At 64.8% G+C, this 22444-nt stretch carries 23 protein-coding genes; 17 read left to right on the forward strand and 6 right to left on the reverse strand.

The window, feature by feature from the left end:
• Window positions 1-4: 4 nt before the first annotated feature.
• A complete protein-coding gene (mltA, locus tag AC1ROB_RS02950) occupies window positions 5-1198 on the forward strand; it encodes a murein transglycosylase A (RefSeq protein ID WP_492972244.1) in 1194 nt (397 codons plus the stop codon).
• On the opposite strand, the gene AC1ROB_RS02955 is transcribed toward mltA, so the two are convergent.
• The gene (locus AC1ROB_RS02955) at window positions 1195-1719 is read right to left on the reverse strand and encodes a PAS domain-containing protein (protein ID WP_492972243.1); all 525 of its coding nucleotides are present in this window, start codon (window positions 1717-1719) and stop codon (window positions 1195-1197) included. The genes mltA and AC1ROB_RS02955 overlap by 4 nt on opposite strands.
• 137 nt (window positions 1720-1856) lie before the next feature.
• Here AC1ROB_RS02955 and AC1ROB_RS02960 point away from each other — a divergent pair, with 137 nt between their 5' ends.
• Window positions 1857-2411, forward strand: coding sequence for a GNAT family N-acetyltransferase (locus AC1ROB_RS02960; protein ID WP_492972242.1), 555 nt, complete (start codon window positions 1857-1859; stop codon window positions 2409-2411).
• A gap of 5 nt (window positions 2412-2416) precedes the next feature.
• Here AC1ROB_RS02960 and AC1ROB_RS02965 read toward each other — a convergent pair whose 3' ends face one another.
• Both AC1ROB_RS02965 and AC1ROB_RS02970 read right to left on the reverse strand, forming a co-directional pair.
• Window positions 2417-3208 carry an SDR family NAD(P)-dependent oxidoreductase gene (locus AC1ROB_RS02965; RefSeq protein WP_492972241.1) on the reverse strand — a complete coding sequence of 264 codons (792 nt, stop codon included), beginning with the start codon at window positions 3206-3208 and terminating at the stop codon, window positions 2417-2419.
• Window positions 3205-3891, reverse strand: a complete 687-nt coding sequence (locus tag AC1ROB_RS02970) for a GntR family transcriptional regulator (protein ID WP_492972240.1) — start codon at window positions 3889-3891, stop codon at window positions 3205-3207. Before AC1ROB_RS02970 ends, AC1ROB_RS02965 begins: the two co-directional genes overlap by 4 nt.
• A 208-nt stretch (window positions 3892-4099) precedes the next feature.
• On the opposite strand from AC1ROB_RS02970, the gene AC1ROB_RS02975 reads away from it, so the two are divergent.
• From AC1ROB_RS02975 to AC1ROB_RS03010, 8 genes are read left to right on the forward strand one after another with little or no spacing between them, the layout of a single operon-like run.
• Complete coding sequence (locus AC1ROB_RS02975) at window positions 4100-5095, forward strand: C4-dicarboxylate TRAP transporter substrate-binding protein (protein WP_492972239.1); 996 nt, start codon at window positions 4100-4102, stop codon at window positions 5093-5095.
• A gap of 17 nt (window positions 5096-5112) precedes the next feature.
• Window positions 5113-5610 (forward strand): TRAP transporter small permease, encoded by a 498-nt coding sequence (locus AC1ROB_RS02980; protein WP_492972238.1) that lies wholly within the window; start codon window positions 5113-5115, stop codon window positions 5608-5610.
• Window positions 5611-5615: 5 nt separating this feature from the next.
• Complete coding sequence (locus AC1ROB_RS02985; protein WP_492972237.1) at window positions 5616-6902, forward strand: TRAP transporter large permease; 1287 nt, start codon at window positions 5616-5618, stop codon at window positions 6900-6902.
• 55 nt (window positions 6903-6957) lie between these two features.
• Window positions 6958-7641, forward strand: coding sequence for a FadR/GntR family transcriptional regulator (locus tag AC1ROB_RS02990; protein WP_492972236.1), 684 nt, complete (start codon window positions 6958-6960; stop codon window positions 7639-7641).
• 34 nt (window positions 7642-7675) lie between these two features.
• The gene (locus AC1ROB_RS02995) at window positions 7676-8449 is read left to right on the forward strand and encodes a (Fe-S)-binding protein (RefSeq protein ID WP_492972235.1); all 774 of its coding nucleotides are present in this window, start codon (window positions 7676-7678) and stop codon (window positions 8447-8449) included.
• A 10-nt stretch (window positions 8450-8459) separates the two neighbouring features.
• Entirely contained in the window at window positions 8460-9905 is a 1446-nt protein-coding gene (locus AC1ROB_RS03000) for a LutB/LldF family L-lactate oxidation iron-sulfur protein (RefSeq protein ID WP_492972233.1), read from the forward strand.
• A 1-nt stretch (window position 9906) separates the two neighbouring features.
• Window positions 9907-10593: a LutC/YkgG family protein gene (locus AC1ROB_RS03005; RefSeq protein WP_492972232.1), complete on the forward strand. Its 687-nt coding sequence runs from the start codon at window positions 9907-9909 to the stop codon at window positions 10591-10593.
• A 25-nt stretch (window positions 10594-10618) separates the two neighbouring features.
• On the forward strand, window positions 10619-11218 hold the full coding sequence (locus tag AC1ROB_RS03010) for a Smr/MutS family protein (protein WP_492972231.1): 600 nt from the start codon (window positions 10619-10621) through the stop codon (window positions 11216-11218).
• Here AC1ROB_RS03010 and AC1ROB_RS03015 read toward each other — a convergent pair.
• Window positions 11200-11838, reverse strand: a complete 639-nt coding sequence (locus AC1ROB_RS03015) for a CmcI family methyltransferase (protein ID WP_492972230.1) — start codon at window positions 11836-11838, stop codon at window positions 11200-11202. The genes AC1ROB_RS03010 and AC1ROB_RS03015 overlap by 19 nt on opposite strands.
• 164 nt (window positions 11839-12002) lie before the next feature.
• Here AC1ROB_RS03015 and AC1ROB_RS03020 point away from each other — a divergent pair, with 164 nt between their 5' ends.
• Window positions 12003-13091: a M14 family metallopeptidase gene (locus tag AC1ROB_RS03020; RefSeq protein WP_492972229.1), complete on the forward strand. Its 1089-nt coding sequence runs from the start codon at window positions 12003-12005 to the stop codon at window positions 13089-13091.
• A gap of 3 nt (window positions 13092-13094) precedes the next feature.
• Here the strand turns inward: AC1ROB_RS03020 and AC1ROB_RS03025 are convergent, their stop codons facing one another.
• Entirely contained in the window at window positions 13095-13907 is an 813-nt protein-coding gene (locus AC1ROB_RS03025) for a substrate-binding periplasmic protein (protein WP_492972228.1), read from the reverse strand.
• A gap of 84 nt (window positions 13908-13991) precedes the next feature.
• Here AC1ROB_RS03025 and AC1ROB_RS03030 point away from each other — a divergent pair, with 84 nt between their 5' ends.
• From AC1ROB_RS03030 to AC1ROB_RS03040, 3 genes are all read left to right on the forward strand, one after another.
• Window positions 13992-14342, forward strand: coding sequence for a helix-turn-helix domain-containing protein (locus tag AC1ROB_RS03030; RefSeq protein WP_492972227.1), 351 nt, complete (start codon window positions 13992-13994; stop codon window positions 14340-14342).
• 107 nt (window positions 14343-14449) lie between these two features.
• Complete coding sequence (locus tag AC1ROB_RS03035; RefSeq protein ID WP_492972226.1) at window positions 14450-16636, forward strand: VTT domain-containing protein; 2187 nt, start codon at window positions 14450-14452, stop codon at window positions 16634-16636.
• Window positions 16626-17432: an endonuclease/exonuclease/phosphatase family protein gene (locus tag AC1ROB_RS03040; RefSeq protein ID WP_492972225.1), complete on the forward strand. Its 807-nt coding sequence runs from the start codon at window positions 16626-16628 to the stop codon at window positions 17430-17432. Before AC1ROB_RS03035 ends, AC1ROB_RS03040 begins: the two co-directional genes overlap by 11 nt.
• A gap of 3 nt (window positions 17433-17435) precedes the next feature.
• Here the strand turns inward: AC1ROB_RS03040 and AC1ROB_RS03045 are convergent, their stop codons facing one another.
• Window positions 17436-18227, reverse strand: coding sequence for an SDR family NAD(P)-dependent oxidoreductase (locus tag AC1ROB_RS03045; protein ID WP_492972224.1), 792 nt, complete (start codon window positions 18225-18227; stop codon window positions 17436-17438).
• 232 nt (window positions 18228-18459) lie between these two features.
• Between AC1ROB_RS03045 and AC1ROB_RS03050 the strand changes: the two genes are divergently transcribed.
• The 3 genes from AC1ROB_RS03050 to AC1ROB_RS03060 are packed head-to-tail and all read left to right on the forward strand — an operon-like array spanning window position 18460 to window position 22438.
• On the forward strand, window positions 18460-20559 hold the full coding sequence (locus AC1ROB_RS03050) for a TonB-dependent siderophore receptor (RefSeq protein WP_492972223.1): 2100 nt from the start codon (window positions 18460-18462) through the stop codon (window positions 20557-20559).
• An 8-nt stretch (window positions 20560-20567) separates the two neighbouring features.
• Window positions 20568-21284 carry a hypothetical protein gene (locus tag AC1ROB_RS03055; protein ID WP_492972221.1) on the forward strand — a complete coding sequence of 239 codons (717 nt, stop codon included), beginning with the start codon at window positions 20568-20570 and terminating at the stop codon, window positions 21282-21284.
• Complete coding sequence (locus tag AC1ROB_RS03060) at window positions 21275-22438, forward strand: PepSY-associated TM helix domain-containing protein (protein ID WP_492972220.1); 1164 nt, start codon at window positions 21275-21277, stop codon at window positions 22436-22438. The genes AC1ROB_RS03055 and AC1ROB_RS03060 overlap by 10 nt, the downstream gene beginning before the upstream one ends.
• Window positions 22439-22444: the final 6 nt, after the last annotated feature.

Below are 22444 nucleotides of genomic sequence, written 5' to 3' on the forward strand. Positions count from 1 at the left end.
CGCAGTGCTCGGGCGGCTCGCGCTTCTCCTGTTTGTTGGTCTGGCCGGCTGCGGCCCGAAAGCGCCGCCGCCGCCGCCGCTGGCCTTCCGGCCGGCCACCTTTGCCGATCTGCCCGGCTATGCATCCGACCGCGTCGCCGAAGCGCTGCCGGCGCTGAGCCGCAGCTGTGCGCGGATGCTGCCGCGCAACGATCGCCCCTTGGACAATTACGACCGTTACGGCACCGGCAACGACTGGCGCGCCTTCTGTACGGCGCTGGTGCAGATCGGTGCGGGTGACGATGCCGCCCTGCGCCGCCTGGTGGAGGCCGAACTTCAGCCGGTGGCCGTGATCGGCGACGGCAAAGCCGAGGGCCTGTTCACCGGCTATTACGAACCCTTGGTGCGTGGCAGCAGGACGAAGCAGGGCATCTATACTGTGCCCCTGTACCGCCAGCCGCCCGACCTGGTGCAGGTCGACCTCGGCGAATTCCGCGACAGCCTGAAAGGCGAGCGCATTGCCGGCCGTGTCCGCGATGGCCGCCTGCGGCCCTATGAGGATCGCGGCCAGATCGATGCCGGCGCGCTCGCCAACAAGACTCTCGAACTGGTCTGGCTCGATGATGCCGCCGATGCCTTTTTCCTGCAGGTGCAGGGCTCGGGTCTGGTGCAGCTCGATACCGGCGCGAAAACCCGCGTCGGCTTTGCCGCCCAGAACGGCCATCCTTATGTGGCCATCGGCCGGGTGATGATCGAGCGCGGCACCCTGCCGCGCGAAGACGTGTCGATGCAGGCGATCCGCGGCTGGCTGCGCGCCAACCCCGAGGCCGCGCCGGAACTGCTGCGGCAGAATCCGTCTTACGTGTTTTTCCGCGAATTGCCGCCGCCGAAGGATGATCTCGATGGACCGCCGGGCGCGCAGGGCGTGGCGCTGGTGCCGGGCCGCAGCCTGGCGGTGGATCGCAGCCATCATGCGCTGGGCCTGCCACTGTGGCTTGATGCGAAGCAGCCGGCGGCTGCTGGCGCAGGCGAGGCATCGCTGCAGCGCCTGATGGTCGCGCAGGATACCGGCGGGGCTATCCGCGGCGCGGTGCGCGGCGATGTGTTCTGGGGGGCCGGGCCGCAGGCCGAAAGCGTGGCTGGCCGCATGAAGCATCCGGGCCGCTTCTGGCTGCTGCTGCCAAAATCCGTGGCGGCGAAGCTGATCACCGTCTCTTAAGACGGCGCGCCGGTCCAGTGATCGAAGGCGCCGGCGCCGAAGATGGTGTCGATAACCACGCCATCGCTGGCCAGCGGCGCATGCAGGCCTTCGTAATGCATCCATTCGCGATTGCGCAGCCAGGTGACCTGGCCGCGGTTGATGACGGGGCTGCGCCGCCGCACCACCGCGGTGTAAAGCCGGTTGAATTCGGTGGCGGCGGCGGGCGGAAAGATATCGTCGATCACGCGGCCGATCAGGCCCGGGCCGTAGATGGCGATATGCTCCTCGCCCAGCAGGCGGATGCGGAAGCGCGTCTCAGACAGCACGTCGATCAGGCAGACATAGGGAAGCAGGCCGCGCAGTTCGAGAGGGTCGAGATCGCTGCGCGACGGCAGGCGGTCGCCCGGCCCGCATTTCGACTGCCAGTAAGCGAGCAGACTTTGCAGGATCGGCGATTTCGGCGTCAGGCTGTCGGCAGGGCCGGCGCCGCGGAATTTGAGCGCGGCGCTGGCCTCCGAGGATTTGCCATCATCGGTCATGGTTCGGACTCTGGTGCCGGGTCATGGGTCGAACAAGCGTAAATCCGGTAACCCCCTGTCGCCCGGCGGATTCCGTTACCGCCGGCACCATGTCATACTAGCCCGACGATCCTTTACGACCTCTTGCCAGACCCGCCATGCCCGCCCATTCTCCCCTTGTCATCCGGACCTCGGAAGACCGCGACCTCGCCGCGATTGCCGCCATCTACGGCCACCATGTGCGCCACGGGTTCGGCAGTTTCGAGGAAGTGCCGCCGGATGCCGCCGAAATGGCGCGTCGGCGCAGCGACATCCTGGCAAAGGATTTTCCCTATCTGGTGGCCGAACTGGACGGCCGGGTAATGGGCTATGCCTATGCCAGCGCCTACCGCCCGCGCATCGCCTATCGTTTTTCCGTCGAGGATTCGATCTATGTGTCGCCGGATGCGCCGCGCCGGGGCATCGGGCGGGCGCTGCTGGAAAACCTGATCGCGCGCTGCAGCGGTCTGGGCTATCGCCAGATGGTGGCGGTGATCGGCGATACGCAGAATCTCGGTTCCATCGGCCTGCATGCAGCCCTTGGCTTTCGCGTCGTCGGCACGCTGCCCTCCATCGGCTTCAAACACGGCCGCTGGGTCGACAGCGTGTTCATGCAGCGCGCGCTCGGGCCCGGCGACAGCCTGCTGCCGAACGCCCAAGTCAGCCCGGACTGAACAGCCTACATGCCGCTGGCAAGGAAGGCGCCATCCACCGGGATGGTTACGCCGGTGACATAGGACGCTGCTGGCGACGCCAGGTAGACGGCGGCGCCGGCCAGCTCGTGCGTCTGACCGAAGCGATGCATCGGCGTGCGCGCCATGGCCAGCGCCTTGCGGTCATCCTTCATGGTGTCCTTGTTCAGGTCGGTCATGAAGAAGCCCGGCGCGATGGCGTTCACGCGCACGCCGCGCGCCGCCCATTCGGCCGCCAGCGTCTCGGTCATCGCCACCACGCCATGCTTGCTGATGCAGTAGATGGCGTTGCGCGGGAAGCCGCGGAAGGACGCCAGCGAGGCGATGCTGATGATGCTGCCGCGGCCGTGGCCCAGCATCAGCTTGCCGAATTCCAGCGACGCGAAATACACGCTTTTCACATTGGTGGTGATGATGCGGTCGAAATCCTCCGGCGTGAATTCCTCCGCTGGCTTCAGCGTCATGATGCCCTGCGCATTCACCAGGATATCGACCGGCGCGATCTTTTCGCAGCGTGCGGCGAAGGCCTTGAGCTGGCTCATGTCGGCGGCATCCACCGCATCGACGCCGGCAGCGATGCCGTTTTTGCTGAATTCGACAGCCGCCTGCTCCAGCACGTCGCGGCGCCGGCCGGCCAGCGTCAGCCGCGCGCCGGCCTTGCCCAGGCCTTCCGCGATTGCCTTACCGATGCCGCTGCCGCCGCCGATCACCACGGCATGACGACCGCTCAGGTCGAATGACATCTCTTCGGGCTGGGCAATCGGTCTGACGGAATTCACGAGGCTTTCTCCCGGGTCTCGTTCAGGAAGTCCCGACGTTCCAGCACGTCGAGATAGGATTGCTTGGTCTGGTTGATATGACTGCGCATCAACGTCTGCAGCGCGGCCACGTCGCGGGCCTTGATCAATTTGAGCATCTCGCGATGGTCCTTGATCGACAGCTTGTTCAGCGAGGCTTCATGCGAGAGCCGCGAGCGCAGCGCCTGGATGCGGAAACCGATCAGGCTGTAGGCCGAGCTGATATAGGGATTGCCGCAGAGATCGATGATGGTCTCGTGGTATTCACCGTCTAGCGTGCGATAGGCGATGTTGTCGTTCGCGTCATAAGCCGCGCGCATGCCGTCGAAGATGCGGGTCATGCGGGTGACCAGCGCGTCGTGATGGCGCTCGATGGCGGCCGCCACGGCTGCCACCTCCAGCACCTCGCGCAGTTCCGAGATCGCCGTCACCTGGTCGGGCGCCAGGCGGAAGACATAGGTGCCGCGCTGCGGCTGCACTTCGACCAGGCCTTCCAGTTTCAGTTGCAGCAGCGCCTCGCGCACCGGCGTCTTGGAAATCCCCAGTTCGGCGGCCAGCGTGTTTTCCGACAGGCCCGCGCCCAGGCTGAGCCGGCCGTCGATGATGCGGGTGCGCATCTCCTCGACCACCAGTTCCTTCAGCGATTTCGGCCTGATCAGTTTCATGACGCCTGCCTGCCAGTGCCTGTCAGCCGGTGGGACCGCGTAAACGGCGCATAAGATTCCGGCTTGTGCCTAGTGTGTGGTGTCTGATATATCAGTTGAGAGGGCGTCACACAAGAGCGCCCCGCGAAGACGTGTTTGAGGAAACGCAAAACCGCTGGCGGTCGCTCCTGTCCGGGAGCCGGCGCCGCCATCCGTCCGGGAGAGGCCCATGACCATCGCAACCAAGATCCTGAAATCCAGTCTGGCGCTTTGCGCCGGCATTGCCCTGTTCGCTGCCTTGCCGGTGCAGGCACAGCAGAAATTCACGCTGAAGTTCAATCACGTGCTGGGCCCGAAAGAGCCCTTCCATGACGGCTTCACCGCCTGGTCCAAGGCAGTCGATGCGCGCACCAATGGCGGCCTGAAGATCGAGGTCTTCCATTCCGCCCAGTTGGGCAAGGAAGAAGACATCATCGAGCAGATCCGCCAGGGCGCCAATCTCGGCCAGAACACCGACTCAGCGCGCATGGGCAACTATGTGCCCGGCATCGCGGTGATGAACGGGCCGTATTTTGTCGAGACGCTGGAAGACGTGGCCAAGCTGCGCAAGGCGCCGACCGTGATCAAGTGGCAGGACGAGCTGGCGACCAAGCACGGTCTGAAGGTCGTGTCCTTTAGCTGGGTGCAGGGCTATCGCCACTTCTTCACCAACAAGCCGGTGAAGACGCCGGAAGACCTGAAGGGGCTGCGCATCCGCACGCCACCTGCGCCGATCTGGCAGGAATCCATCCGCGCGCTCGGTGCGACTCCCGTCGCCATGGCCTTTGGCGAGATGTATCCGGGCCTGCAGCAGCGCGCCATCGACGGCGTCGAACTGGTCTACAACAACATTCCCGGCGGGCGCTTCTATGAGGTGCTGAAATTCGCCAATGAGACCAAACATATCATGCTGATCAACTTCGAAGTGGTCAGCGCCAAGTGGTTTGACGGCTTGCCGAAAGACTACCAGACGGCGCTGGTCGAGGAAGCCGACAAGGCCGGTGAGGCGACATCGAAGGAAATCTTCCGGCTCGAAGCGGAAGTCGAGCAGCAGCTCAAGGGCCGCGGCATGACCATCGTCAAGGATGTCGATCTGGCCGCCTTCCGCAAGGCCGGCGACAAGGCCTACGAGACGCTGAAGATTCTCGATGCCAAGAATGCCGTGCACAAGGAAATCGGCAAGTAATCTCGTCCGGAGTTGTCATGCTGAAGGTATTGTATGACCGGGTTTGCGCGGCGGAGGCTTTTGTCGCCGCCGCGCTTCTGGTCCTGATGGTCATCCTGATTTTCCTTGGCGGCGTGATGCGCATGGTCGGCTATCCGATCAACTGGTCGGGCGATGCCGCCACCTGCTTCTTCGCCTGGGCCTGCTTCCTCTGCGCCGATATCGCCTGGCGCAAGAACAGCCTGATGTCGATCGAGGTGCTGACCGCCAAGCTGTCGCCGGGCCTGCAGGCGGCCTGCCGCTGGATCAACTATGCCCTGATCACGGCGTTTCTGGTCTATCTCGTCATCATGGGCTGTTACCTGTCGTGGATCAGCCGCATCCGCAGTTTCCAGGGCATCCCGGAGATCAGCTATTCCTGGGTCACCATGAGCCTGCCCGTCGGCGGCCTGCTGCTGCTGATCTCCACCTTCCTCAAGATGCGCGACGAACTGCATGGCAAGATCGCCCATAGCAACGCCGCCGATATCCTGTAACCGCCATGCTGCTGGTCCTGATCGCCTTCGCTGTCCTGATGCTGATCGGCATGCCGGTCGCCTTTGCCATCGGCATTTCCGGCATGCTGTTCTTCCTGCAGCATCCGGAACTGCCGATCACCATCCCGATCCAGATCACGGTGACCGAGACGCAGAATTTCGCGCTCCTCGCCGTGCCGCTGTTCATCCTGGCCGGCAACTTCCTCAACAATTCCGGCATCACCCACAACCTGCTGAAGCTGGCGAGCGTGCTCACCGGCCGCATGTATGGTGGCCTGGCGCAGACCTCGATTGCGCTGTCCACGCTGATGAGCGGCGTCACCGGATCCTGCATCGCCGATGCGGCGATGAATGCGCGCGTGCTGGGCGTGCAGATGCTGAAGCGCGGCTTCTCGAAAGGCTATGCCGCCGGCGTGCTGTCCTACGGCTCGCTGATGGCGCCGATCATTCCGCCCGGCATCGGCTTCATCCTCTATGGCACGGTGGGGCAGGTCTCTATTGGCCGGCTGTTTGCCGCCGGCATCCTGCCGGGCTTCATGCTCTGGGCCTCGCTGGCGATTGCCATCTCGATCACCGCGCGCAAACGCGGCTACGGTCCCGAGCGCGACACGGCGCCGACGGCGAAGGAAATCGCGCTGGCCTCCTGGGGCGGCATCTGGGCGCTGCTGTTCCCGGTGATCCTCCTGCTCGGCCTGCGCATGGGCGTTTTCACGCCCTCCGAGATCGGCGCGTTTGCGGTGATCTATGCCATCGTCATCGGCATGTTCGCCTATCGCATGCTGACCTTCGCCAATTTCCGCGAGGCGCTGGAAGGCAGCCTGGTCGATGTCGGTGCGGTGATGTTCCTGCTCGCGCTCTCGGCCATCTTCGGCTACGGCATCGTCTTCGAACGCGTGCCGGAAGTGATCGCCGACTGGATGATCGGCTTCACCGACAATGCCCATCTGGCGATGGTGCTGATCGTGCTGTTCGTGCTGGTGGCCGGCACCTTCATGGAAGGCTCGGTGCTGATCATCATGCTGACGCCGCTGTTCATGCCGCTGATCCGGCAATACGGCATCGATCCCGTCCATTTCGGCCTGGTCTTCATCATCGCCGCCACCATCGGCAACTTCACGCCCCCGGTCGGCGGCGCGATGTTCGTGGTCTGCCAGGTGCTGCGCTGCCGGATCGGCGATTACACGCGGGAATCCATGCCCTTCCTAATCGCCGTCTCGGCCGTGACCCTGCTGCTGGTCTTCGTCCCCGAGGTGGTGCTGGTGATCCCGGACTGGATTTTCGGGCCCAGTTGAGACTGGTTTTCACATTGATCTAATTAGATAATCCGATTAACTTGTCAGGCAGCCAATGACTGCCCTGCCTGACATACGGCCCCCGATCTCGCGCGTCGAGATGCTGGCCGAAACCCTGCTCCAGCCGATCCTGGCCGGCGACTGGCGGCCGCATGACCGCCTGCCCTCCGAACACAGCCTGGCCGAGACCCATGGGGTCAGCCGCGCCGTGGTGCGCGAGGCCATCGCCCGGCTGAAATCCGACGGCTATGTCGAGACCCGCCAGGGCAAGGGCGCTTTTGTCGCCGCCGCACCAGGCGGGAATGCCTTTCGCCTGACTGCCGACGGCGACGATCACCTGCTGGAGCTGCGCGCGCTGATCGAGGCCGATTGCGCCGCATTAGCCGCCGAACGCCATACGCTGGCCGATCTGCAGGCACTGCGTGCTGCGCAAGCCGCCATGCGCGACGCGGTGGCCGCCGGTGGGCTCGGCCTGGCCGAGGATATCCGCTTCCATGACGTGCTGGCGACGGCGGCGCATAACCCGGCGCTGCGGCGTTTCGCCGCCTTCATCGGCCGCCATGCGCGCGAGGCCATGCAGTTCGCCCGCCTCAGCCGCCTTAAGGACGAAAACCGCCTGGCCGAGATCGAGGCCGAACACAGCGCCATTATCGCCGCCGTTGAAAACTGCGATGCGGCGGCTGCCCGCGCCGTCCTGCTCAGACATATCGAAAGCGGCCTGCGCCGCCACGGATTATAACAGCCCCATCGTTGCGTACCGGAGACCAGCCCGCATGTCCGCCACCATTGATGCCAAGCCTCGCGTTGCCCTCTTCGTCACCTGCCTGGTCGATCTGTTCCGGCCCTCGGTCGGCTTCGCCACCATCAAGCTGCTGGAAGATGCCGGTTGCAGCGTCGATGTGCCCGAAGCCCAGGTCTGCTGCGGCCAGCCGGCTTACAACTCCGGCGACCGTAAGGATACGGTGACGATCGCGCGCCAGGTGATCGAGGCCTTTGAAGACTACGATTACGTGGTGGCGCCCAGCGGCTCCTGCGGCGGCATGATCAAGGATCACTATCCGGCGCTGTTCGCTGCCGAACCCGACTGGCAGCGCCGCGCCGAAGACCTGTCGGCGCGCATGTTCGAACTGACCAGCTTCCTCGTCGATGTGCTGAAAACCGATCCGGTCTCGGCCAGCCTGTCAGCGAAGGTCACCTATCACGATTCCTGCTCAGGGCTCCGCGAACTCGGCGTGAAGGCGCAGCCGCGTGCGCTGCTTGGCAGCGTCGCGGGTGTAGACCTGGTGGAAATGCAGACGCCGGAAACCTGCTGCGGTTTCGGTGGCACCTTCTGCGTCAAATACGGCGAAGTCTCCACCGACATCGTCGAACGCAAGACGACCGATATCAAGGCCACCGGTGCCGATCTGCTGCTGGCCGGCGACATGGGCTGCCTGCTCAACATGGCGGGCAAACTGAAGCGCGAGGGCAGCCCTATACAGGTGCGCCATGTGGCCGAGGTGCTGGCCGGTATGATCGATACGCCCGCCATTGGCGAAGCAAAGTGAGGACCATGGCATGAGCATGGAAATCACCGCCCAGGCCTTCGAGGCCAATGCCGCCAAGGCGCTGCGCGATCCCAACCTGCGCAAGGCCATGGGCATCATCAGCGGGCCGATGGCCAGCCGCCGCGTCGAGACCGCGCGCGAACTGCCGGAATTCGAGGCTTTGCGCGACGAGGGTGTGAAGATCAAGAACCACGTCCTGCAGCATATCGACTTGTATCTGGAGCGCTTCGAGCAGCAGCTCACCGCGCGCGGCGGCAAGCTGCACTGGTGCCGCACGCCGCGCGAGGCACGCGAAACCATCCTCGCACTGTGCCGCTCGCGCGATGCGAAAATCGTCACCAAGGGCAAGTCGATGGTGACCGAGGAGATCGGTCTCAACGATTTCCTGGTCGAGCATGGCATCACGCCGGTGGAAACCGATCTGGGCGAATACATCATCCAGCTGGCCCATGAACCGCCCAGCCACATCATCGGCCCGGCCCTGCACAAGACGCGCGAGCAGATCGCCGAGCTGTTCGAGGACCATCATCCCGATTACGAACTGAACGGCAAAAAGGCTGGCACGCGATCTACAGAGCCTCAGGTTCTTGTGACAGAGGCGCGCAGCGTGCTGCGTGACACCTACTTCAAGGCCGATGTGGGCATCACCGGTGCCAATTTCCTGATCGCCGAGACCGGCGCCACTGTGATCGTCACCAACGAGGGCAATGGCGACCTGACGCAGTCACTGCCCAGGATGCATATTGCGGTCAGCAGCATCGAGAAGGTCATCCCCAATCTGGAAGACCTCTCCACCATCCTGCGGATTCTGGCGCGCTCGGCCACCGGCCAGGAGATGAGCTGTTACACGACGCTCAGTTGCGGCCCGAAGCGGCCGGAAGACATCGACGGGCCGGAAGAATTCCATGTCGTGCTGGTCGATAACGGCCGCAGCGAAATGCTGGGCACGGCGCTCCAACCTCTTTTGCGCTGCATCCGTTGCGGCGCCTGCATGAACAACTGCCCGGTCTATCATTCGGTCGGCGGCCATGCCTATGGCTGGGTCTATCCCGGTCCCATTGGTGCTGCGCTCGACCCGCATATGATCGGCCTGGAGACGGCGCGGCATCTGCCCAATGCCTCCACTTTCTGCGGAAAATGCGAGGAGGTCTGTCCGATGCGCATCCCGCTGCCCGATATCATGCGCCACTGGCGTGAACAGGCACATGAAAAGCAGATCACGCCGCCGCTGCAGCGCTGGGGCGTCGAGCTCTGGGCCTTCGCCGCCCGCACGCCCTGGCTCTATCGCCTGGGCACGCGGATCGCGATTGCCGCCCTCAACATGCTGGGCAAGGACAAGGGGCGCTTCGCGTCCATGCCGCTGGCCTCGGGCTGGACCGACGGACGCGACCTGCCGGCGCCGCAATCGGCCGACACCTTCATGGCGCAGTACCGCAAGCAGAAGCGGAGCGTCTGAGATGAGCAATTCGCGCGACCGTATTTTCGCCACCCTGCGCGCCGGCCTCAAAGACACGGTGAACGATCCCGGTCGCCGCGCCGCGGTGATCGAGCGCATCAAGGGCCATCCGCGTAATCTCGTGCCGCAGCGCGCGCAGATTCCCCATGTCGAACAGGTGGCTTTGTTCATCGCCAAGGTGGAGGCGCTGACCGTCACGGTCGACCGCGTGGCCGGTGAAGCCGATGTGCCGGGCAAGATCGCCGATTATCTGGCGCAGCATAACCTGCCCAGCCGTCTGCGCGTTTCGCCCGACCCGCTGCTGCAGGCCCTGCCCTGGGGCGACCGCCCGCTGCTGCAGGTCGACTGCGGTCCCGGCCGCAGCCAGGATCTGGTCAGCGTCACGCCGGCCTTTGCCGCCATCGCCGAAACCGGCACGCTGATGCTGCACTCGTCCAGCACCACGCCGACGACGCTGCATTTCGTGCCCGACCATCATGTGGTGGTGCTGAAGCAAAGCCAGGTCACCGGCGGCCTGGAAGACGCCTTCCAGCGTTTGCGCGACAAACTCGGGGACGTGGACAACTGGCCACGCACGGTGAATTTCGTCACCGGGCCGTCGCGCACCGCCGATATCGAAGGCGTGCCGGTGCTCGGGGCCCATGGACCGCGCCGCCTGCATATCGTACTCATCGCGGATGGTTCGTAAGGCTTCCATAAAACCGGCGCCGCTGGTGCCCGCCAGTCTTAAAGCTGAAGACGGCGATGCCTGGCATCAGGTGGCGAAATCGGCGCGTCCGCTGAAAAAGAATGTGGTGCCCGAGCCGCTGGCGCCGCTGCCGAAAATCTATCGGCCCGAGGGCGCCGGCCAGGCCGCCTATGCCAGGGCCGATGCCAAGCAGAAGGCGCCGCTGCCGGCGCACGGCCCCATCGGGCGCGGTGGCGCGAAGCCTTTGCCGCAGATGGACAAACGACTGAAGCAGCGCTTCGAACGCGGCGAGCTGCCGATCGAGGCGCGGCTCGACCTGCATGGCCTGACGCTGGCCAATGCCGAACGCGCGCTGAGCAAGCTGATCCGCGACGGCATCGCGCAGCAGAAACGCTGCCTGCTGGTGATCACCGGCAAGGGCCTGCAGCGCGACGGCGAGACAGGATTGCATCAGGGGCGCGGCGTGCTGCGGGCCTGGCTGCCGGAATACCTGCGCCGCGGTCCCTGGCGCGACCAGATCTTAGGTGTCGCGCCGGCGCGGCAGGAGATGGGCGGCGCCGGCGCCTTCTATGTGCTGCTGCGCCGACAGCGCGAAGAGGGCACGCCTCAGCCGCGCACGCGGTAATAGCCTTTCGGCGCCAGCGTCGCGCCGAATTTCTGTTCGCGCTGCAGGTCCGGTTCCAGCAGATTCGGATAGCTGGCGATAAAGGCATCGATGGCCTCCATCGGCCCGGGCCCGTGTTCGGGGCGCACCGGATGGCCATTGACCACCGTATCCTCCACGATGATGGAATCGCCGGGCAGGAACAGGGCGCGGAAGACCTCCAACTCGGCGCGGACATGCCGTTCGGTATGGTCGGAATCGAAAATGAAAAACGTCTCGCCGGGTTTGCGGTCTGCCGGCAGCAGACGGGCGATAGCCGTCACGGCCTCGGGCGCCGCCGAATTGCCGATCAGGAACTTGATGCGCGGATGGCTGCCCAGCTGGTTGGCACTCTTGTCGATGTCGCAGGAAATCACCAGCCCGTCGCGGGCCTCGACATGGTCGGCGAAGAACAGGGCCGAACCGCCATGGCGCGTGCCGGTCTCAACCACGAAACGGATTTTCCGCTCGTGGATGATCTCCTGGTAATTCCACATGTCGCTGGGCAACTTGAGCGTGCGCACGCCCTTGTAATGCATGCCCTTCCAGACATTGGTCTCGTGGAACCATTTCAGATAGGCAATCGAAATCGGATCGTGCACGGCATTCTCCCGCAGCCCGCAGCATGCGAACCTATCCTCCTACTGCGGGCGGGTTACCAAATCCTTATGGACCGCCTGCGGCAATAATCCGGCATCGGACTTGTCACTGGACAGGGCCAGGCAGAGAATGCCGCGTCTTTTTCATTGTCAGCAAAGCCCGCCCCATGAGCATTCACCAGCATTTCTCGCCCGACTATGCCACCGCCCGCCAGGCCGTCCTCGCCGCGGCCAAAGCGGCAAAGGCCGAAATCGAAAGCTTTGCCCATCCGCTGAAAGGCATCGCCGGCGAAGACCTGTTCACCGATATCGCCTGGATCGGTCCGCGTGATGCGAAAGCCGTTCTGGTCACTGTTTCGGGCACCCATGGCATCGAAGGCTATTACGGTTCAGGCTGCCAGGTCGGCTGGCTCAATGACGGCCATGCGGCGCAGCTGCCGGCCGGCACGGCAATGCTGACCATTCATGGCAGCAACCCTTACGGTTTTTCCTGGGGCCGCCGCGTCAATGAAGACAATATGGATATCAACCGCAACTTCATCGATTTCGCGACGAAGGCGCCGCCGGCCAATCCGGCTTATGCCGAAGTGCATGGCTGGCTGGTGCCGCAACAATGGGACGATGCCGTGGCCAGCGGCATCCAGCAGAAGATCGCCGCCTATTATGCGCGCGTCGGTGCGAAGGCGGCGACCGCAGCCATCGTCGGCGGCCAGCACAGCCATGCCGACGGCATCTTCTATGGCGGCGTGCAGGCCTGCTGGTCGCACAGGACCATCAAAAGCATTGCAGAGAAATATCTGTCCAGGGCGCAGCGCATCTGCGTGCTGGATTATCACACCGGGCTTGGCCCGTTCGGTTATTCGGAAATGATCTGCCGCCACGCGCCTGAATCTGAATCCCTGACGCTGGCGCGGCGGTGGTTCGGCGATGCCGTCACCTCGCCGGCCATGGGTCAGTCAGATTCACCGGTCATCGAAGGCAATCTGCGCATGGGTATCGCGCGCTTCTGCGCCCAGGCCACGATGGTGGCCAGCGCTATCGAGGTCGGCACGCTCAGCTCGGAGGAAGTGCGGTTGTCGGTGATCGCCGATAACTGGCTGCATCTGCGCGGCGATGTGTTCTCGGCCCAAGGCAAGCAGATCAAGGCACAGATCCGCGCCGCCTTCTATCCCGACAACGATGAATGGCGCGGCCTGTGCTATCCACGCGCCGTGGAAATCCAGCAGCAGGCCCTGGCTGGTCTCGCGGCCGTGTAATCTCTAGCCTGGCGCCCGGCCGGCGCGGCCGTTCTGCGCCTGCACCGGCCCGTCCCAGCGCGTGACGATAGTGTCGTAGTCGCCACTGCGCTTCAGGGCGGTGAGCCCGCGGTTGAACGCGGTGCAATGCTCGGCCTTCTGGAAGGCGACGCTGTAGCTGGTCGGCTGGAACAGGGCATGCTCGGTCACGGGAGCGCTGGTGTCGATGCCGGCTTCACTGCTGCGCGACAAGGAATAGAAAATCCGCCGCTCCAGGATGGCCACATCGGTGCGGCCGGAGAACAGGGCCCGCACCTGCAGCATCTGGTTGGCGACCTCGCGGTACCGCGGATTGCCCTGCCGCACCGCCGTCATTTCCGGGCCCAGCAGGACCTGGGCATTCTGGAAAGCCGTCACGTCATGGTTGGCCAGATCGCCGATGCCGCTCAGGATCAGGCCACGCTGGGCCAGGGTGAAGGCCGTGTTGCGGTAGACCAGCAGGGTATCGCTGAAACAGCCGGGCAGATTCATCGCCGGATTGGCCGGTACGATGGCGTCGAAAACACCCCGGCGGAAATCTTCGGACAGCCGGCCCAGCGGCATCAGCTCCGGCTTCAGCGCCAAACCGCCGATATGCGCAGCGGCCATCACCAACTCGTATTCCAGTCCGGTCAGGCTGCCATCGGATTTCTGCAGCACATAGGGCGCAGTCGGACGGAAGCCGGTGACAATCGTCTGCTGCGCCGATAACGGGACTGCCGCGCCGCCCGCCAGCAGCAGGATCAGGGCGCAGAGAATCGGGATCTTGCGATCCGGGAACATCTGGCGCAACGACACCGCGGAATACTAGGATGCTGCCGATGCATCGGCAATCTGCGATCAAACAATCCCCCGTGAGGGTCAAACGGTGAATACGCCGCCATGACGCCCTTCGGCGCTCGCATTCGTGCCCTGCGGCAGGCGCGCGGCATCGCGCTCAAGCAGATGGCGGCCGATCTCGGCGTTTCTTCGGCCTATCTCTCGGCGCTGGAGCATGGTCATCGCGGCCGTCCGTCCTGGTTGCTGCTGCAACGCATCTGCGGTTATCTGAATATCATCTGGGACGAGGCCGAGGATCTGGCCGAACTGGCCAAGCTGTCGCATCCGCGCGTCACCATCGACACTGCCGGCCTGACGCCCAAGGCCACCCTGCTGGCCAATGAGCTTGGCCGCCGTATCGGCAGTCTGGACGAAGCCCGCCTGGAACAGATGCTGAAGCTGCTGCGCGGCTGAAAGCGCCGAACGCCGCCACAAAGCCGCCGTATTCCCGCCCCGCCTCGCCGGGCACTTAATCGGCGCTGCGGCGTTACTCCGGAGACGAATGGCTTCAGGAGGTTACGGTGCAGGCCGCGCGGATTCTACGCAAAGACCAGGACAGCGCTGCGCCGCCGGACGGGCTGCTGCAGACAGGCCGCAATGCCTGGTGCGTGGTCGAGGCTCCGCGCGCCAGCATGCTGGTCGATGCGGCCGATTATTTCATCGCATTGCGCCGTACCCTGCGCAATGCGCGCCATTCCGTGCTGATCACCGGCTGGGATATCGACAGCCGCACGCCACTGGTCGGTCCCGATGGTGAAACCGGCGACGATCTGCCGGTGGCCTTCGGCGCTTTCCTCACCGAACTGGTGCGCCGTCGGCCCCAGCTCAGCATCAAGCTGCTGCTGTGGGATTACTATGCTGCCGTCTATTCGCTGGAACGCGAGCTGATGCCGGCGCTGGCGCTGCAGTGGAACACGCCGCGACAGATCGAGCTCTGCCTCGACGATGTGCTGCCGATCGGCGCCTCGCATCACCAGAAGATCGTGGTGGTCGACGATGCCGTGGCGTTTTCCGGCGGGCTGGATATCACCATCCGCCGCTGGGACACCAGTGTGCACGAGCTGCACAACCCGCTGCGCGCCGATCCTGCCGGCAAGACCTATCCGCCCTTCCATGACGTCCAGATGATGGTGGATGGCGATGCCGCCGCCGCCCTTGGCCGGCTGGTACGCAACCGCTGGTATCGCGTCACCCATGAACTGCTGCCCCCCTGCCATGGCGGCTGCGATCCCTGGCCGGATGATCTGGAGCCGGACTTCCGCGATGTCAGCATCGGCATCGCCCGCACCGAACCGCATTACGGCCCCGAGCCCGCGGTACAGGAGGTGGAGGCGCTGTTCCACGACATGATCGATGCGGCCGAGCGCCATCTCTATATCGAGAACCAGTTCCTCACCTGCACGGCGCTGGCGAAAACCCTGGCGCAGCGCCTGCGCACGCGACCAGACCTGGAAGCCGTGATCGTCGCGCCCAAAACCCACCACACCTGGCTGGAACAGCAGAGCATGCTGGCCGGCCGCATCCGGTTCATGCGGCTGATCGAGAGCGAGGGCCTGCAGGATCGTGTGCGCTTCGTCTATCCCTGCCTGCGCAACGACGGCAGCGTCGAAGACCGCAAGACGGAAGTGATGGTGCATTCCAAGGTGATGATCGTCGACGACCGCTATCTGCGCATCGGCTCGGCCAATCTGTGCAACCGCTCGCTTGCCGTCGATACCGAATGCGATCTGGTGATTGCGGCCGCAACGCCGGCGCAGCGGCGTTCCGTCACGGCGGCGCGCGACCGCCTGATCGCCGAACATTGCGGCGCCGAACCTGCTGCAGTCTCGGCGCTGATGCAGCGCACCGGCTCGCTGTTCGCCACGCTGGACGCGCTGCAGGACCGCGAACACCGGCTGTGCCCGATCCAGGATGAATTGCCCGGTCTCGATCTGACGGCGCAGATAGAGGCGATTGCCGATCCGGTGCGTCCCCTGAGCGCCGATTTCAACCTGCCGGACCCGAGCAACGAGCCGCCGAGCCAGCGCCGCTTTTCGGCCATGCTGGCGATCGCCTGCACCGCAGTGGCGATCATCGCTCTGGTGCTGGCCTGGCGCTACACGCCGCTGTCGGACTGGGCGTCGCCCTCCAAACTGGCGGCGGCCTTCCGCAGTATTGCCGCCAGCCCCTTGTCCTTCCCTATCGTGGTGGGAATTTTCATCGCCGGCGGTTTCATCGCTTTCCCGGTCACGCTGCTGATTGCCGCCACCGCGATGACCTTTGGCACCTGGGAAGGCCTGAGCGTGGCGCTCACTGGCTCGATGAGCAGCGCGCTCGCCACCTATGCGGCTGGCCGCTGGCTTGGCGCCGATATCCTGCGGCGCGTCATGGGGCCGCGGATCAACCGGGTGGCGCGCAAGGTGAAAAGCAACGGCATCCTCGCCGTCACCACCATGCGGGTGATGCCGACGGCGCCCTTCATGCTGGTCAATCTGGTGGCCGGCGCCACCAAGATCCGTCTGATGGACTACACCATCGGCACCTTCCTTGGCCTGGCGCCGGGCATCGTCATTATGTCAGTGCTGGGCGGCCGGCTGCTGGAGATGATGACGCGCCCCTCGCTGGTGGATGTGCTGCTGATCGTCGGCTTCCTGGTGGTCTGGGCCGGTCTGTCCTACATGCTGCAGCTGGTGGTGGCGCGCCTGCGGGACAAGCTCGTTGAGAGTTGACGGTTCGCCGCCACCCGGTCCGCAGACCGTCCGCGTGCTGACCTGGAATGTCCATGCCGGCATCGGTCCCGATGGCCGTTACGATCTGCCCCGCATTGTCGCCCTGGTGCGCCGGCACCAGCCCGATATCGTGGCCCTGCAGGAACTGGATTCGCGTGGCCGGGGCGATGTCTCGCCCTTCGAGTATCTGGCCCAGGCGCTGGGCAGCCATGCGGCGGAAGCCAAGACCATTGCCGCGCCGGACGGCTATTACGGCCATGTCCTGATCAGCCGCTGGCCGCTGACCGAAACCGCCATTCATGATCTCTCGGTCAGCAGGCGCGAACCGCGCCGGGCCATCGAGACCACGGTGATGACGCCCCATGGCCCGCTGCACCTGGCGTCGGTGCATCTGGGGCTGAGCTTCCGCGAGCGGCGCCAGCAGGCGGCGATGCTTTCCGCTATTGCAGGTACGTCCCGCGGCACAACCGTGATGCTGGGCGACTTCAACGACTGGCTCATCTATGGCGGCGTGCGGCGCGCATTGAAGACGTTGCTGCCCGGCCGCAGCAAGCTGCGCAGTTTTCCCGCCTGCTATCCGCTCTTCATGCTTGATCGTATCTATTGCCGGCCACGGGCGGCGCTGCTGCGCTGCTGGACCGACCCGCTGGGCCGGCGCGTGTCGGATCACCTGCCGGTGATAGCCGATATCCGGCTGGAGCAGGCCGCCCCCGGGCCTCAGCCGCTCAGCCTGCCCGAGATGCGGGCCGAGGAAGCGGCTGCCGAAGCGCCATCGCCGGAGGCCCTGCTGCGCTAGGGCTCAGGCCTTGTGCGCCAGCCGCGGCTGCGCCAGCCGCATGCCGCTGTCGATCAGCAGAGTCTCGCCAGTGATGTTGAGCGCCGCGGTCAGGAAGAACAGGATGGTGCCGGCAATGTCGTCCGGTTTGTTGGTGGTGCCGAGTGGCGCGAACCGCTGCCAGGTTTCCTGTGCCGCCTTGTAGGCAGCCTCGCCCATGCCCAGCTGCAGCCATTCGCCCTCGACGAAGCCGGGGCAGACGGCATTGATGCGCACTTCCGGACCCAGCACGCGGGCAAGGCTGAGCGTCAAACCGTTCAGCGCGGCTTTCGAGGCGACATAGGCCAGCGACGAACCGGTGCCGTAAACACCGGCGATGGAGGAGACATTCACCACCGCGCCATGCGCCGACCGCAGATGCGCTTCGGCGGCGCGCACCATCTGGAACGGACCGATGGTGTTGACGGCGAAGATGTCCTGGAAGTCCTGGGCCGACAGGCCGGCAAGATCGCGATGGGCGACGAATTTTGTCGTGCCGGCATTGTTGACCAGATAATCCAGCCGGCCGAAACGCGCGATGGTCTCGGCCACGACGCGCTGGCAGTCGGCATCCTCGGCCACATTGCCCTGCACCAGCAGGGGCGGGATGCCGCCGGCAGCTTCCACCGCAGCCGCCACGCGCTCGGCCGCCACGCGATTGCGCGAGAAGTTGATCGCCACCTGGCATTTGCGGGTTGCCAGCTGCTGCACGGTGGCGGCGCCGATGCCGCTGGAGCCGCCGGTCACCAGGGCCACCCGGCCCGTCAGAGTGTTCATCATTATTCCTCCCGGTATTCAGGCAGAAAGGAAACGCCGCCTGAAGCGGCCACGCAATGCTTATAAAAGCGCCAGAATCTGAGAAATTTCACATAAACATGCGTCTCATTCGCATTGACTTGATCTGCATACGGGTGTTACCGAACAGTATTCGTTGGGGGTGATAGCCAGATCGCAGCGCCGGACTGCCCGGTGCTGCGCAGCAAGACCCGTTCTTCGCGGAGCTTTCTGCATGCGCCTTCGTACGCCCGCCTCAACCCTCGCTGTGCTGGCCGGACTCACCACTGTCCCCGCCGTTGCCCAGACCACCACGGAACCGCCGGCCCAGCTGCCGGCCATCCAGGTCGAGGCGCCTGCGATGCCCGAGCGCGCCGATGGCCCGGTGGAGGGCTACCGCGCCACCCGCAGCGCCACCGGCACCAAGACCGATACCGCCTTGAAGGACGTGCCGCAGACCGTCAACGTGGTGCCGCGCCAGGTGATCGAGGATCGCCAGTCCACGCGCCTGGCGGATGTGCTCTACATGGTGCCGAACGTGCAGCCGAACGGCACCAATGGCGGGCGCGGCCAGAATTTCACGCTCCGCGGTTTCCAGACCCAGACCTTCGCCATCGATGGCGTGATGCAGAGTCCGGCACTGAACTTCCCGCTGGTCTCACGCGACCTGTCGTCCATCGAGCGCGTCGAGGTTCTGAAGGGGCCGTCGTCAGTGCTCTACGGCCGCACCGAACCGGGCGGCCTGATCAACCTGGTGACGAAGAAGCCGTCGAATGTCTTCGGCGGCAGCGCCACGCTGCAGGCCGGGTCTTATGATTTCTATCGCGGCGAAGGTACGGTCACCGGTCCGATCGATCCGGCCGGCACGCTGACCGCACGCATGACCGTGGGGATGCAGACCGAAGGCAGCTTCCGCTATAACAACGACGACACACGCGAATATTTTGCGCCGGTGCTGAACTGGGCGCCGCGCGACGACACGCGCTTTTCCTTCAACTACGAACATACCGAACAGCAGAGCCAGTTTGATCGCGGCCTGCCGGCGCAGTTTAACCGTGTGGTGCTGCCGCGCGAGCGCTATTACGGCGAGGACTGGGCGCGCTACGAAGCGACAGTGGACAACACGGTCTATCGCGCCGAGCATGATGTGCGTGACTGGCTCACGCTCCGCCAGATGTTCAGCTACACCTGGGGCGAAACCTTCCGCATGGTGCCGAACGGCACGACGCTGAACGCGGCGCAGACCGTCATGAACCGTCAGGCGCTCCGCCAGATGGAGAAGATGGATGCTTTTGACGCGCAGACCGAAGCGGTCTTCAAGTTCGATACCGGCAGCGTCGGCCATACCTTCGTCACCGGCTATGAATATATCAATGCCGACCGCTTCATCCTGCAGCAGAACGCCACCCTGGCGGCCGTCAACCTGACCAGCCCCGGCTTCGGATCGCTGCCCGGCACCTTCAACTTCCAGAACATGCCGCTCACCCGCATGAACATCAATTCGGTGTTCATGCAGGACCAGATCAAGCTGAGCGACCAGTGGGAGGTCCTGCTCGGCCTGCGCTATGACTCGCTGGACCAGACCAGCATCACCCAGCGCATTGCGACGATGGTAGACCGCGACAATGTCGGCCCGCGTGCCGGCGTGGTCTACAAACCGGTGCCGCCGCTGTCGCTCTATGCCAGCTACGCGACGTCCTTCAGCCCGCAGACCACGGCCATCCTCGGCGGCGGCGTGCCGGAGCCGGAAAAAGGCATCCAGTATGAGACCGGTGCCAAATACGACGTCATCCCCGACAAGCTGACGGCCGGCCTGGCGCTGTTTGAAGTCACCAAGGAAAATGTTGCCACCGCCTCCGGCACACCGAATTTCTCGGTGCTGACGGGCGAGCAGCGCTCGCGCGGCATCGAGCTGGACCTGGTCGGCCAGATCCTGCCGGGCTGGAGCGTGATGAGCGGCCTCACCTATATGGAGGCGGAAGTGATCGCCGACCGCACGCTCGTCAAGGGCGCGCGCCTGCCCAATGCCCCCAAGCTGAGCGGCAGCCTGTGGAACACCTACCAGTTCCAGACCGGCGATCTGAAAGGCCTCGGCCTTGGCGCGGGCGTCACCTATGTCGGCAACCGCCAGGGCGATCTGGCCAACAGCTACCGGGTCGACAGCTACTACCGCCTCGATGCCACGGTCTTCTACGACCTCAATGATCGTATCCGCCTGTCGTTGACCGGCCGCAACCTCACCGATGCCGAGTATATCGAGCAGACCGTGACGCGCCTGGAAAACCTGCCCGGCGCGCCGATGACGGTCATCGCCGGCATCACGGCGAAGTTCTGAGCCTGTCGATGCCGTGCCGTCGCCTTGCTCTGCTGGTTGGCCTGCTGCTGCTTGCGGCTGCACCGGTCTGGGCGCAGGCCGGCGGCAAGCGCATCCTGTTCGTGCACAAGGCTGACAGCGCCAGCCGCAAGACCGACGACGCCATCAAGGCGCATCTGGAAAAGCAGGGCTATCTCGTCACCTATCACGACCAGTATCTGCCGGCGGCCGAAGCCTGCCGCCACGATCTGGTGACGTTGTCGGCCAGCGTACGCTCGCGCGACCTGATGGATGCCTATCGCGATGTGCCGGTGCCGCTGCTGACCTGGGAGAATGACGAACTGGACGATCTGCGCATGACCGGCCGTCGCAAGGACGCCGATTATGGCGCCGTCGAACGCGAGCATGAATTGTGGATGGTCAACGCGCCGCATCCGCTGGGTGCCGGCCTCGCGGCCGGGCCGCGCAATGTTTACACCGGCAATGCGCCGATGGGCTGGGGCAGGCCGGGCCTCGGCGCCAGCATCATCGCCACCTTGCCGGGCCAGCCCGAGAAGGCGGCGATCTTCGCCTACGAACGCGGCGCTACCATGGATTACGATTTCCTGGCACCGGCCCGGCGCAGCTTTTTCCTGCTGGATAACGACACCTTCGGCAACCTGAATGCCGATGGGCTGGCGCTGTTCAACGCCGCCGTGGCCTGGACACTCGCCGATCCCAAGGCCGGCAAGCCGGCATGCCCCTGACGGTCAGACTGCGGCAGATCGTCGGTCCGCGCGGCATGCGCTGGCTCCATGGCATGCTCGGCTTCTGGCTCTGTCTGGTGCTCGGTTTCCTCTGCCTCTTCGGCACGCTGACCAGTGTCGGTCATTATATCGACTGGCTGGCCGATCCGGCGCTTCGCGTCGAACGGCCGCTCAATGCCGCACCGGCCAGCTGGGGCCAGATGGAAGCGGCGATCCGCAGCCGGCATCCCGACTGGACGATCCAGCGCATGATGGCACCGCAGGGCAGCCGGTTCGCTGCCGAGGTGCGCGTCGTCACGGCGCCCGGTCCGGATGGGCAGGGCCAGCCACGCCTGCTCTATGTCGATCCCTATCGCGCGGTCGTCACCGGCGAAGGCCCGCGCGAAACCGTGCAGGCGACGCTGCGGCAGATTCACCGCCAGTTCTACCTGCCCAATGTCAACGGCATCAATATCGGTGTCTATCTCGCCACGCCGTTCGGCCTGGTGCTCTTCCTCATGCTTGTCAGCGGCCTGGTGATCTATCCGCGCTTCTGGCGCGGACTGTTTCGGTTGCGCGTGACCCAGGGCAGCAGTGTGTTGCTTAACGACCTGCATCGGCTGGTGGCCGGCTGGTTGGTCTGGTTCCTCGCCGTGATGTCGCTGACCGCCATGTGGTATTTCGCCGAGCGGCTGATGCTGGATACCGGCGGTCGGCTGGAACCGCCGGCGCCGAAAGCCGCCGCGTCATCGGCACCGCCGCTGCCGCTCGACGATCTGGTCGCCATCGCGCAACGCGCTTTCCCGGAACAGCAGATCGGCGCGGTGTATTTTCCGCGCCGCAATGGCGACGCGCTGCGCTTCGACGGTCAGGCTGGTGACTTTATGGTGCGCGATCGCGCCAACAAGGTCTATCTCGACCCGAAAACCGGTGCAGTGCTGCGGGTGGAGAAGATCGACGGCGCCGGTTTCTGGCGCAACTGGAACGAAATGACCAATCCGCTGCATTTCGGCGATTTCGCCGGGCTGTATTCCCGATTGATCTGGTTCTGCTTTGGTCTCGGCCTGACCGTGCTGGTGTTCAGCGGTGCCTGGATGTACTGGGCCCGGCTGCGCAAGGAGCGCGACCTGATCCGGCGGCGCGCGGCACGCGCCGAGACAGCGCGCGCCGTTTAACGCAGC

It is taken from the genome of Ferrovibrio sp. GW821-FHT12F09 (assembly GCF_058806775.1).

Bases quoted from the DNA above. Each gene is read 5' to 3' on its own strand.
- AC1ROB_RS02995 (WP_492972235.1), top strand. From the start codon at position 7,676: ATGTCCGCCACCATTGATGCCAAGCCTCGCGTTGCCCTCTTCGTCACC.
- AC1ROB_RS03050 (WP_492972223.1), top strand. From the start codon at position 18,460: ATGCGCCTTCGTACGCCCGCCTCAACCCTCGCTGTGCTGGCCGGACTC.
- AC1ROB_RS03060 (WP_492972220.1), top strand. From the start codon at position 21,275: ATGCCCCTGACGGTCAGACTGCGGCAGATCGTCGGTCCGCGCGGCATG.
- AC1ROB_RS03030 (WP_492972227.1), top strand. From the start codon at position 13,992: ATGACGCCCTTCGGCGCTCGCATTCGTGCCCTGCGGCAGGCGCGCGGC.
- AC1ROB_RS02960 (WP_492972242.1), top strand. From the start codon at position 1,857: ATGCCCGCCCATTCTCCCCTTGTCATCCGGACCTCGGAAGACCGCGAC.
- AC1ROB_RS02955 (WP_492972243.1), bottom strand. From the start codon at position 1,719: ATGACCGATGATGGCAAATCCTCGGAGGCCAGCGCCGCGCTCAAATTC.
- AC1ROB_RS02990 (WP_492972236.1), top strand. From the start codon at position 6,958: ATGACTGCCCTGCCTGACATACGGCCCCCGATCTCGCGCGTCGAGATG.
- AC1ROB_RS02985 (WP_492972237.1), top strand. From the start codon at position 5,616: ATGCTGCTGGTCCTGATCGCCTTCGCTGTCCTGATGCTGATCGGCATG.
- AC1ROB_RS03000 (WP_492972233.1), top strand. From the start codon at position 8,460: ATGAGCATGGAAATCACCGCCCAGGCCTTCGAGGCCAATGCCGCCAAG.
- AC1ROB_RS03045 (WP_492972224.1), bottom strand. From the start codon at position 18,227: ATGAACACTCTGACGGGCCGGGTGGCCCTGGTGACCGGCGGCTCCAGC.
- AC1ROB_RS02980 (WP_492972238.1), top strand. From the start codon at position 5,113: ATGCTGAAGGTATTGTATGACCGGGTTTGCGCGGCGGAGGCTTTTGTC.
- AC1ROB_RS03055 (WP_492972221.1), top strand. From the start codon at position 20,568: ATGCCGTGCCGTCGCCTTGCTCTGCTGGTTGGCCTGCTGCTGCTTGCG.
- AC1ROB_RS03005 (WP_492972232.1), top strand. From the start codon at position 9,907: ATGAGCAATTCGCGCGACCGTATTTTCGCCACCCTGCGCGCCGGCCTC.
- AC1ROB_RS02970 (WP_492972240.1), bottom strand. From the start codon at position 3,891: ATGAAACTGATCAGGCCGAAATCGCTGAAGGAACTGGTGGTCGAGGAG.
- AC1ROB_RS02975 (WP_492972239.1), top strand. From the start codon at position 4,100: ATGACCATCGCAACCAAGATCCTGAAATCCAGTCTGGCGCTTTGCGCC.
- AC1ROB_RS03020 (WP_492972229.1), top strand. From the start codon at position 12,003: ATGAGCATTCACCAGCATTTCTCGCCCGACTATGCCACCGCCCGCCAG.